This is a genomic window from Parafrankia elaeagni (genome assembly GCF_000374165.1).
In the GTDB taxonomy this organism is placed as follows: Bacteria; Actinomycetota; Actinomycetes; order Frankiales; family Frankiaceae; genus Parafrankia; species Parafrankia elaeagni.
Window position 1 is genome coordinate 1 of record NZ_KB893736.1, and the last position, 11,636, is coordinate 11,636.

At 65.5% G+C, this 11,636-nt stretch carries 6 protein-coding genes, 2 tRNA genes and 2 pseudogenes; 2 read left to right on the forward strand and 8 right to left on the reverse strand.

Annotated elements, in window-relative coordinates; genetic code table 11:
- Nucleotides 1-245: 245 nt before the first annotated feature.
- The 6 genes and pseudogenes from B207_RS0119565 to B207_RS38585 form a co-directional block, all read right to left on the reverse strand.
- Nucleotides 246-1,238: pseudogene (locus B207_RS0119565) on the reverse strand (ISAzo13 family transposase); the annotation flags it as partial.
- 148 nt (nucleotides 1,239-1,386) lie between these two features.
- A complete protein-coding gene (locus B207_RS0119570) occupies nucleotides 1,387-4,467 on the reverse strand; it encodes a Z1 domain-containing protein (protein ID WP_018638303.1) in 3,081 nt (1,026 codons plus the stop codon).
- 2 nt (nucleotides 4,468-4,469) lie between these two features.
- Nucleotides 4,470-5,459, reverse strand: a complete 990-nt coding sequence (locus tag B207_RS0119575) for a PD-(D/E)XK motif protein (RefSeq protein ID WP_018638304.1) — start codon at nucleotides 5,457-5,459, stop codon at nucleotides 4,470-4,472.
- Nucleotides 5,456-7,003 (reverse strand): ATP-binding protein, encoded by a 1,548-nt coding sequence (locus B207_RS0119580; RefSeq protein ID WP_154675484.1) that lies wholly within the window; start codon nucleotides 7,001-7,003, stop codon nucleotides 5,456-5,458. Before B207_RS0119580 ends, B207_RS0119575 begins: the two co-directional genes overlap by 4 nt.
- Before the next feature lie 149 nt (nucleotides 7,004-7,152).
- Nucleotides 7,153-8,250, reverse strand: coding sequence for a DNA cytosine methyltransferase (locus tag B207_RS34625; RefSeq protein ID WP_154675485.1), 1,098 nt, complete (start codon nucleotides 8,248-8,250; stop codon nucleotides 7,153-7,155).
- Nucleotides 8,251-8,517: 267 nt separating this feature from the next.
- Entirely contained in the window at nucleotides 8,518-8,955 is a 438-nt protein-coding gene (locus B207_RS38585; RefSeq protein WP_154675486.1) for a very short patch repair endonuclease, read from the reverse strand.
- A gap of 391 nt (nucleotides 8,956-9,346) precedes the next feature.
- Here B207_RS38585 and B207_RS0119595 point away from each other — a divergent pair, with 391 nt between their 5' ends.
- Nucleotides 9,347-10,126: a hypothetical protein gene (locus tag B207_RS0119595; RefSeq protein WP_195905323.1), complete on the forward strand. Its 780-nt coding sequence runs from the start codon at nucleotides 9,347-9,349 to the stop codon at nucleotides 10,124-10,126.
- A 100-nt stretch (nucleotides 10,127-10,226) separates the two neighbouring features.
- A pseudogene (locus B207_RS34630) lies at nucleotides 10,227-10,895 on the forward strand (IS6 family transposase).
- Between the two features lie 137 nt (nucleotides 10,896-11,032).
- Here B207_RS34630 and B207_RS0119605 read toward each other — a convergent pair.
- Nucleotides 11,033-11,106, reverse strand: a tRNA-Phe gene (locus B207_RS0119605).
- Between the two features lie 31 nt (nucleotides 11,107-11,137).
- Nucleotides 11,138-11,212: transfer RNA gene (locus B207_RS0119610), tRNA-Asp, on the reverse strand.
- Between the last annotated feature and the right edge of the window lie 424 nt (nucleotides 11,213-11,636).

Below are 11,636 nucleotides of genomic sequence, written 5' to 3' on the forward strand. Positions count from 1 at the left end.
GACGGCAGTAGGCTTTCACCCGTTCGCTCATCTTCCTGATCCCCACCTGCCCGGGTCTTACCCGGACTTCTCCCAGACCGTTCAGCACCATTTCCAGTCTTTAGCTAAGGCACCGCTGGGTGGTTTGAAGCCTCCCCCCGCAGGGCGACTCCGGAGGGCCGCGCGGCACCCGATACGAAGGGACGCCGCTTCCTCCATCTCTCGTACAGCATCACGTCAGGTAAACGTGCCATCAGCTGTCGCTCACCTTCCATGTTCATGCTCACAACGACCTTGTTCCACTTCGACGTCCCCGGCGGGAAATGACACACCGTGATCGTCAGGCCGGTCTCGAGGGCGAACGCGGCGAGCTCGGTCTTCCATGCGCGGGTGCGGTAGCCGTTCGAGCCGCCAGCGTCCGCGGTGATCAGCAGCCTGCGCGCGTGCGGGTAGGACGCCTTGCCCTGCCCGTCCCACCAGCGGCGCAGCGAGGCGACCGCGAACGCGGCGGTGTCGTGGTCGGTGCCGACGCTGACCCAGCCGGCGTCCGCCGCCAGGTCGTAGATCCTGTAGGGGACGACTTTGCCGAGTTCCTTGTCCGGGAAGTCGTGCGTGTCGACCTTCACCGGGTCGCCCTTCGGCCGCCACTGACGGCCGCGGTTGGCGTACTCGCCGACGAGCTCCTTTTTCTTGGTGTCGACGCTGACGACCGGGTCGCCCGCGTTCAGGCTGTCGGTGACCTGGGAGTTGATGTAGCGGAACTGCGCGTCCCGGTCGGGGCTCTGCGCGCCTTCCAGCGTCTTGCTGTTGCCCTGGAGGCTGAACCCCTCCGCGCGCAGCAGGTCGCCGACCGTGTCCGCGCCGACCCGGTGGCCTTGCCGGGTCAGCTCCTCGGCCAGTTTCCTGGTCGACTTCGTCGTCCACCGCAACGGCGACATCGGGTCGCCCCGCTCGTCCGGCTCGACCAGGGCCAGCAGCGCCGGCCGCAGACCAGGGTCGACCTCAACCGCCCGCTTACGGCCCCCACCCGGCCGGCGGACCCGGCCCAGCGGCGGGGCGCCGGCGTCGAGCTCGTCGACTCCCCGCGACACGGTGGCCTCGCGGACTCCCGTAGCCCGAGCGACCGCCCGGATCCCCCCGTGCCCCAGCGCCCGCGCCTCGGCCGCCATCACCAGCCGGCGCTGCCGCTCATCCAGGTGCGGGAAGACCGCCTCGAACTTCGCCGCGAGCACCCGCTGAACGTCCTCCATGGAGGCCATACCACACCAAGACGAGTGATCCTGGGAAGCTACGGGTTATTTTTCGGCAAGCCCTAAACGGCATTGCATCCAGACCCGGGCCCACGTCACCGCGACTACGCGCGGGCCCGGACCTCGGAGAGCCTTCTTACACCGCCTCCGCGGTGTCTCATTGCTGGGCATCACGCCGGATGATGGCCCCTGCACCCCTCTTTTTGACCTTGAAGCCAATCTTGGTCTTAGCCAGGAACGGCAGGGCGTAGGAGATGAGAGTCGCGATGTCGCCAGCGGGTGCGGGATCCGCCAGGCCTTCGGGCTTTTTCGGGCCGGCTGGTGCAGCGTCGAGCGCGAAGTTCAGCAGCAGCGCCCCGCGGGTCGCCGTATGTAGCGCGAGCGCTTCCTCGCCCCCACTCGGGTCCAAGACCGTCCCAGGTCCGGACGGGTTGTCGATCAGGACCCCAGAGATCGTCTTCATCGCGTCACGCTGCCGGCGGTAGCTTCCGTTGAAGCCCGCACGATCACCGGAGCGTCGCCCCAGGGTGGTGATCGGCAGAGGCTCGGGATGGTCCCCTAGGCGCTTGTGCACAACCTTGAGTAAGGGCACGAAGACGACGAAGTCCCGCAAGCTGCCATCGTTGATCAGCTCTTGGACGGCTGCGAAGCGAGGGCGCGGGTCCCAACTGGGAAGCCAACGGAACTGTTCCATAACATCGTGTACCAGCTGCGCTGATACGACGCCGAACCAAGCCGAGTATTTTCCCTTCTTACCGCCAACGCCGGCATCCTTGTCGAAATATTGGAACTCCGCCTGCCTGTCCAGCGCCGCGAGCAACGGCTGGATCGCGGTCAGGTTATGGGCGTTACTCGATCCGTCACCACGGTCGGGCAGGAGGGTGAAATCCTCCACTTTTCCGCCAGCGCCCTGCCGGACAAGTTCGGCGTTGTACATTTTGCTGCCGGACGTGGGCTTGAGCCAGGGAAGCTGCTGGAAGACCATCGGAGGGACATCTTCCGGTCGAACGCGGGGAGATCCGTCGGACGCCGGCTCGGAGTAACGGCGCAGCTCCGCACGAAAGTCCTCCTCATCTTCGACGGTGGCTTGGAACGCCTCGTAAAGGTCGTACTCCCTGTTTCCAATGCGGACGTTGCGGCCTATGTAGAGACGGACGAGGTCGTGGTATCCACGGCGGAAACCGAACCAGCGACCCATCTGCATGAGCGAGTCGGCCTGGCCCGTTCTTCTGGTGTAGTAGGAGACCGTGAGGCCCTCGACGGTGAAGCCACGACTCAGCTTGGTGCCACCGACGAGAATCTTCCAGACGTCACCGGCCTGGAAGTCGAGCTCGTCCTGCTCGTAGTCCTTCTCCTTGCTCCCGTTGACGACGATGACCGGGGAGCGTCCGGTCTCTATCCGGTCGAGCACGGATCCAATCTTGCCAACGAGGTCGTCGAACGTCGCGGGCGCAGGTAGGGCATCCGGCGGCTCTTTTCCCTCGGATTCGGCGCGTGCCACGGCTCGGCCGTGTAGCGCGGCGATGACGGGTTCGAAGTCCCCTTCGAAGAGCTTACGCAGCCGGGCCGTTCCGCTCGGCCCGTCGTAACCGGAACAGCGCCAGAGCTCACAGATCCTGTCCGCGAGGTCCGCGTGATCAACGACCTTGACGGATTCGTGGACCAGCATCGTGTGGTGTCGGAACCTGTAGCGGGGTGACACGGCTTCACGGTAGAGCTTGATCGCACCGGAGAGCACGAAGGCGTCGAGGGCGCCCTGCATCTCGTCGCGCCAGAACTCCTCGTCATCGACCGAGGCGGTCAGGTCCCGGACGTAGGCCTTCTCATTGGAATTGTGGATTGTCTTGGCCTGATCGCCGTAGTCGACGCCGAGGTCGTGGAAGTCTGTGGCGCCCATGTACCCGTCAGGACGTTCGAGGGCGAGGATGAAGTCCTTCGGGAAGATGTCCTCAGAGTCATCGGGATCGACGAAGACATTGGCGAACGGAGTGGCCGTGTAGCCGATGTACTGTGCTCGGCTCAAGACCCGCAAAAGTTGCGAGATCTGCTGATTGACAGCGGTTCGCTCCCGCTTCTCCTGCGATGTCGGGGGTTTGCGGGTGTTGACAGAAGCCTGGTCCGCCTCATCGTCAATGATCAAACTCGGGATCTCGCCGAGGTTCGCACGGATCACCCTGAGGTCGGCGACAAGCTTCTTCAGGACGGTGCTGTTCTTCTTGACCACTGCGATCCGGACATCACTGGAGAGGAGATTTTCGGAGCGGTAGAGAGGAACTAGCTTATTCTTGAGCTGGTTTTGCGCGCGGAAATCGAGCACGCCGAGACCCTGCTTGAGCCGCTTGTAGTCCCCGCTGTAGGTACTGAGCCGGTGAACGGCAGGGACCTCGTCGAGATTGCCGATGTCGACACCGTGGCGCAGAAAGTGGCCTTCGTGCCAGCCGGTGTCCTCGTGGTAGTCGGTTTCCGCGAACTGCGCGGGGTCCTTCTCATCGACGCCACCGAGGATGTTCTCGACGCCAATCAGCTCCATGTCGAGGCGTCGCTGCGTCTGTTTGCGCAGAATCTCGACGGTACCGGTCAAGACGATGACGAGCCGGAAGCCGGCGTCCATCGCCTTCGCCACGACTCCGGTGAAGTTGGCGGTCTTGCCGCTCTGCACATAGCCGACGACGAGACCGCGCGCCTGGAAGCGCTCCTCCCAGGTCGGATCAGCCAGACGTTCGATTACCGCAGTGGTCGCCGTGTCGAGCCGGCCAAGCGCCGAGGCACTCCACCCCTGTCTGGCCAGAAGAAGGCCCGAGTAGGCCTTCCAGTAGAAATCGTGACCGGCCCGACGTTCGGCGGTGTACCAGTGGTGCCAGTCCTTGTCCCTGGCCTCGATGACGACACCCGCTGGATCGGGCGGATAGACCGCTTCGATCGCCGGCCAAGAGGGCTCCGCGAAACCGAGCGCGCGGTAGACCACAGCCCGGCGTTCGGCCGTGTGATGCCTGGTTCCTTGTGCCCAGGAGGCGTCATCGCCTGTGACCGCGTCCCAGCGCGCGATGAGGATTTGAAATTGGACCCGAATTTCGTCGTTGGACCCCTGCGTGGTGAGGGCGGCGACTAGCGACCTTTCGTCACAGGTCGAGGCGCCCCTCTTCACGGCGAAAAAGTTGACCGTGTCGAGCAACGCCGCCGGCGCCTCGTCCAGCATGCTGTTCAGCGCCGGCGGCAGGCCGACGACACCACCGCTCATAATCAGGAAACCCCCGTGAGGTAAGAACCGGTGAACCCGTCGAGTGCCGCCGGTGGTGTCTCCGGGGGCCAGCTCGTCAGGTCGAGGCGGTACGAGACGGCCGTGACATGTTCCGAATGGGGGATCACGGCCTCGACTCGGGCCCGGGTAATCGCCGGAAAGTCGTCGTCGACGAGGTAAGCCGCGGGCAGGGTTCGTGGAAGGTAACGCTCACGGTACAGATCGGCATCGGCCTCGCGCCAGCCAGCAGAGCGCAGAAGCTCGTCGAAAGCCATGGTCTCCGCAATGAGCCGTCGGCGTACCCTGGCGACGAGTTCCGGCAGAGTGAAGCTGTCGGGGCTGGGCCCGGTCCGGGTCAGCTGGATCGAGACGAGCCACAGCGGGCGGTACGGGTTCGCCGTCAGCTGTGTTTCGCTTCCGATCAGGTGAGACCGCCGCTCGTACAGGGTCGCTTTCACCTCGAGGTCGACGTCGTTCAGCGCGAAGTCGTGTTCACCGCGACATGGCCCGAGCCATGCCCCGACGGCCGTCGATTCGCCGATACTGGTCAGCAGTTGCTCGAGCACCAGGAGCTCAGCGAGTAAACCGATGGTTCTCTCCTCGCTGAGACGCCCACGGGTGGCCAGCAGATCGTGGAACGACGCGATGGACTGACCCGTGGCCTGACGTAGAGAGTTGCCGGCGACGAGGTTGTCGACGACGGCCTCGACGAGCGCATACGCCTCGACGCGAGCCCGGTGCGCGTCGACACCGAGCACGAACCAGGGCCCCTCGCCTTCCCGTCGCACAGTGGCAACCGAGACCCGGCTGAACGCTGCAACGTCAGGCTCAGCACCGTCGACCGGTGTCCACAGCTCAAGTCGGTCGTCCGCCGGGGTGATCTTCAAGAGACAAGTCGGCCGGTCGGCAAGCGACACCGTGACCGGGGATCCTGCGCCGAAGTACCTCTCCAGTGTCTCCGGGGTCAGATGCTCCCGCAGGTTCAAACTCACCAGTCCTCTCTTTGCTGACCGAGGCCTGCGTCGATCTGCGCGTGCACGGCCCGGTAGAGGATCTCCTGCCACGCCGCCAGCTCGGCCTTGGCCCGCGGACCGAGATAGCTGCCCTGGAACAGCTGGTTCGTCAGCAGGTGCAGCAGCGCCTTCACGACGGGTGCGTCGTCTGGATCGTCGCTGTCCCAGCCGACCAGCGCCTCCCGGTACCGGCGGTTGAGCACCAGCTCGGACTCGCTCCGATCAACCTCGAACACAGTGCGTCGCGGCAGCCACCGCCAGCGGATCGCGATCGGCGCGACGCCGGAGGCGAACTCGACCGCATCGGCGTACCCGGCCAACAGTGCGCCGGGCAGTCCACCGGCCGGTTCGACGACGGTGACCGGCTGACGTTGACGAGCGCGCCCCCGCTTCTCGACGGCCGCCGCCACGTCGAGGTACTCGAGCAGCGTCTCGCCGGTGACCACGCATCGGGCTGTCTCCAAGGCTCGGCGCAGATCCGCGGACAGAGCAAGGCCCGACTTCTCGGGGTTGATCGTCGCATGGCCGCCGCCGGTCCCGACGACGTCGAGCGCGATGCGTGCGAGTTCCCATCCGGGTCGGTCGGCCCACAGTCCGCACCAGCCGCCCTTCTGCAGGAGCCGGTCACGGCGGTAGGCGAAGATGCCCTGGAACTTGCCTCCCGGATCGCCGCCGAGTTTAAACTGCGGGGCCTGTGACCGTGCTGGCCAGATGTGCGCGACCGCCCTGATGGGCTCGGATCCGTCGGGCAGCTCGATCCGTAGCCGCTGAGGGAAGTCCGGCTCGCCGGCGAACGGATAGGCGAACGGGTCGATCACCTCGACGGTTCTCGGGACCCCGGTGACACCGAGAATGACGTCGAAGGTGTCCACCTTGATGCGTGGTGCGGAGGCACGCGCGAGGAGGCGATGAAACACGACGCCCAAGTGGTTCCGGATGTCGAGGATTGCTCCCTGAAGCCAGCGTCGTTGCTCGTCCGGGTCACGGGTACTCGGAAAGGTCCGCACGTCGCGCCACTCGATCAGCGTCCCGGTCCCGCGTCTAGCCCCGGTCTCGATGCCGTCGAGTCTGGCCGCCGCGTCCGCGGGGCTGAGAACGCCGACCAGCGGCGCCGTCATGTCACCCGACCTGACCAGCTTGCGTCCCACGGGAGTCGCGCCGGCCGCACGAGAGCAGATCAGAACAGTGTCGGCCCGGCTGAGTGAGGCCGCCTTGAGGCCGACACCGAAATGCCCGAGGTCGGTGTCGCTGTACTCACGTGCGCCCGCGTACGTCATCGCCGCGTCGACCGCAGCCTCGTCCATGCCACGGCCGTCGTCGACGACCTGCAGGCCGACGGGCGCACCGTCAGCGAGGAGTATCCGAACCCGGATGGTCCGGGCACGGGCGTCGATGGAGTTGTCGACGAGGTCCGCGACCGCCGAGGCGAGCGTGTGGTGGAGGCCGATCGTGTTCGCGAGCGCCGCGTCCATCTGCACAGCGTGCATCGACCCGACAGCAGCCGGAACCTCGAACGTCGTCATGAACCCCCCGCCCATGATCAACCACTCACCCGACATGGACCACATGATCGAGCTGATGAGGACGATATGATACGGGACCGCTCGGTTCGCGCGAAACTTGCACCCCGATTACACAGAGTGACAATCTGGGGCCCGGATTTACCGTCTGACTAGATACTGATCTCCAACAGACCGGCAGACAAAGCCCCGGATCTACTCGCTGCCTCCATCGCGGCGATCTGCTCACCGATGCGCCGAGCGAGCAGGCTGGGTACTGCGTTGCCGACCTGCAGGGCCATGGCCTCGACACCGCCGGCCAGCTGCGCGTCCGACGGGAAGGTCTGGAGCAGCATCGCCTCGCGGAGTGTGATCGCGCGGTCCTGTTCGGGATGGGCGAAGCGTCCGCGTGTGACGTTGGTGCATCCCGAAGTGAGGGTCGGCGCGACCTGGTTCCACCACATCCGGCCGTAGATGTCGTAGTGACCCTGGTGGTCGCGATGACAGGCGAGCACCAGGTCGTCAGGAAGGTCGGCGCGTCCTCCGCCCTCCGGGACCGCCCGCAGCCGTCGGAGCGCGATCTCGCTGTGCCGACGGGCCACATGAAACCGGTCGTCCGGGTCCCTCTGGCCGGACGCGAGAGGTCGCAAGGCGCCGATCGCCTCGCGCACCGTTAGATGGAGACGCTGACCTGGCATGGGCAGAGCGTCTGGGGCATGGTGGGTCGCAGGTGGCAGTTGCGGCTCGGCGACACGGCTGGCGACCACCAGGACACGCTTGCGACGTTGAGGGACTCCATAGTCGGCCGCGTCGACGACGTGCGAGACGGCTTTGTACTCGAGGTCGGCAAGCATTTTACGGAAGACTTCGAAGTAAGAGCTCCAGCGGCCGGTGACCAGGCCGGGAACGTTCTCGAACGCGAGGTGCCGGGGGCGCAGTTCCCTGACCATGCGCAGGTACTCGTAGATGAGGTCGTTGCGACGTCGGTCGTAGGCGCTTGCATCTTGCCCGCGGCGCAGGACTGTGAAGCTCTGGCAGGGCGGGCAGCCGAAGAGCAAGGTCAACTCACCGGGGACCACTCCCGCCGCGCGGAGGTCATCCAGCGAGACATCCCGGATGTCTCGCACGATCGGCCTAAGGCCGAGGTTGGCCTCATAGGCCGCAGCCGCGAGATCGTCGATCTCGACTGCGGCCACTGGCGCGAACCCGGCCTTTCGGAAACCCATAGAACCGCCGCCACATCCCGCGAAGAGATCGACGACCGTGTACACGAATCCGTCACCCTTCCCGCAACGCCTCCGGCCCGACACGCCAAACCCCTACAGAAGTCCAGCAGAAATCTCTGTCAGATTAATGGCCATTCGAAAGCCATTTTAATCCGCCAATCACTAGGTATCATACCCGACCGGTGATCCGATTTCAACCACCGCTAGATGTTGTAGTGATTTTGATATAAAACGCTACATGTTGTTGGAAATAAGCCCATGTGTGGCCGGTAAGGTGAATCGGGAGAGCTTCGGTCGATCTTTCCCGCCCGTTCAGAGGATGGCAGGCTTTCCCCCTCGGATGACCTCCGCAACTCTGTGTGCAGCCGCACGCGGGTCCTCGTGCTCCCACACTCGGATCACCCGCCAGCCGGCCTCCTCGAGGAGATGATTGGTGTGTAGGTCTCGCTCCCGGTTCGCGCGGATCTTCTCAGCCCAGAAGTCGGCGTTCGTCTTCGCCACAGTGTGATGCTGCGGGCAGCCGTGCCAGAAGCACCCGTCGAGGAACACGACCACCCTCGCCCGGGAGAACACCAGGTCGCCCGTACGCCGGACTGCCGGTAGCGGCCGCGTGCCGACCCTGTACCGCAGGCCGAGGCTGTGCACAGCGGATCTCAGGGCCAGCTCAGGTTTCGTGTCGCGCGACTTGTTGGAGCGCATCGAGGCCCGGACGCCCGCCGAGGACGCCCATGACTCCCGATCAGTCGTCACGAAGTCCAGCCTATCGAGATCGACGGTCGTCCAGGCGACGGACGTCCCGAGCCCGGAGCCAGGATCACGGGACGCACCGCCTCCGGCTCGTTCGCGCCCGGTTCCCACCGAGTTGGTGGGAACACATCGCCGGCAACGGGTGCCACGCCTCGCGCTCATCTGGTCGGAACATCACTAAATGGTGGCCGCGGTCTGTCCAGGACAGATACCGTTTCCGCGTGACCACTTCGAGGGCGGCACACGCACGCAAGTTCACGATCAGCGCAGCAGTGAGCGGCGGATTCAGCCGCGAGAGCCGCAGGCCGGCCACAACGCGGACGGTGCCGGATACCGCGGTCTGTCGGTACGTCGATGCACGATGTGTGGACCTCGGAACCCGAGGACCGGAGCTATGACACCGGACGCCGAGCCCCGCGAACTGCCGTCAGCGCCCGAGCCACCCTCACACAGTCATATACTTCCGCGTATCGGTATCCACCTCCATACCGAACCGCCTGACGGCTTCGAATACTGGATCCCTACCGCGGAAGAGTTGGACAACGACGAGGGCGGCCTCGGTTTCTTCCACGAGACCTGGATCATCACAGGACTGACCCGCGAAGACGCCGCCGCCATCGTCCGCGCCGAGTCGGCACTCGTCCAGCTCCTGATCGCCACCTCCGACGGGCCGGATCAGTTCGACCAGCTCGCGCGAGGAATCGAGGGCAGCGGGGAGTTACCCGACCGATTGGAGGCCGACCACGGCGGACCTGTATCCGCCGATGTGGACATCGCGGTCCTCAGCGCTGTCGAGGTCGGCGTCAGCGGCCTCGTGCACGTGCTCGCCGCCATCGGCGCATATCCCGCCGCGAGCTGCCGCGGGCACACAGGAGCCGACGCGTGGGCGAGATGGCCCGTCGTCTACTTCACCGCACGTAAAGAACTCGTCCGAGACATCCGGCCACTGGTCGCCCAGTCGGGATGCGGCTTCAACCTCGATGGGGAGAGACCGGAGTTTTTGGTCATCGAGGGGCCGTCGATACGGGAGACCATGCTGCTGGCCGGACTTCTGCTCGAGCACCCCATGGCATCCCACGACTGGACCCAGATGTCGATCAGCTGGCCTCGCGGTGAGAGCGTCCCGAGCGAGAAACGAGCCAGGCGACATGTTGATCGGGCCGACGAGCGATAGTTCACGGCGGCTCTGTTGCGTCCGGCCGGGGCAGGCCCGCGAGCTGGCGGTCGGGCATGATCAGGTGATGAGTCGAGGGACGGTCACTCCGCCGGTGCCGGTGTCGGAGTTCGTGGGCTTCCGGTTCCCGCCGGAGGTGACCGTGCTGGTGGTCCGCTGGTACCTGCGGTTCGCTTTGTCGTACCGGGACGTGGAGGAGCTGCTGGCCGAACGCGGTCGAGGTCAATCACGTCACGGTCTACCGGTGGGTGCAGCGCTTCACGCCCCTGCTCGTTGAGGCGGCCCGGCCCTGCTGGCACCGGCCCGGGTACAGGTGTACGTGGATGAAACGTATGTGAAGGTCGCCGGCCGGTGGACCTACCTGTGCCGGGCTGTCGACCAGCACGGACAGGTCATCGACGTCCTCGCCAGCACCCACCGCGACCAGTCCGCCGCCCGCCGGTTCTTCCCCCGAGCCCTGTCCCATGGCCGCCCGGTCGAGGTCACCACCGACAGCACCGGTCTACCCGCGGATCCTCAACGAACTACTCCCCGAGGCCTGCCACGTCGACGCCGCCCGGGAGAACAATCGGATCGAAGCCGACCACGGCCGGTTGACGGCCCGGCTGCGGCCGATGCGCGGGTTGAAACGCCCCGGTCTGCCCAGACCGTCAGCGCGGGGCACGCCCTGGTCCAGAACATCCGCCGCGGACACTACGAACTCGCCCTCGACACCGACCCCCGCCTTCGGCTGGTAGCCGCGTTCACCGAGCTCGCAGCAGCTGTCTGATCCAGGCCGCCAAGGCCCTGGCATGTACTGTCTTCCCACAACGTAACAGCGCCGTAACAGGTACAAACGAGACCAGAACTCAGACCACGAAACCCGCCGATGATCTCGGCGGGTTTCGTTTTACCTGCTGGTGTGGGTGGGCAGGGGCGGGGTCGAACCGCCGACCTTCCACTTTTCAGGCGGACGCTCGTACCGACTGAGCTACCTGCCCATGTTCTACTTTGTGTCACTAATGTACAACGCGGTCCCGACGGGATTCGAACCCGCGACCTCCGCCTTGACAGGGCGGCGTGAACTCCAGACTTCACCACGGGACCATGTTTGTCTTCAGTTGTCCGCTGCCCATCCTAGAGGATCGGATGGCTTTGCACCAAACCACTTCCCCAGCGGATCAGGTCAGCTGCTGTCGAACTGGAGGTCATGCTACAGGACTCCGCACCCCATCCGAGCGCTGGGGGCCAGGAAGTTTTGGCGACGTGGCACGAGGCGGGTGGCACGAGGCGCGCGGGGGCCCGGTCCGCGGGGGGCTGCTGCAGCCGACCCCGCAGGCTGGCCGGAGCTCCGCGCGCCGCACGAGCCACCCGGGAGACGGGGACGTCCACGATCTTCCTGGCGGGTCCCTCACACTCGGGTCCGGACGAATCCGGCGGCTCCGCTGACCTTCGCGATCAGAGCCTGTCGGCTAGGTGACTGTCTTCCGAAGATCGGTGCTTACAGAGCACAATCGGTCACGGTCGCATG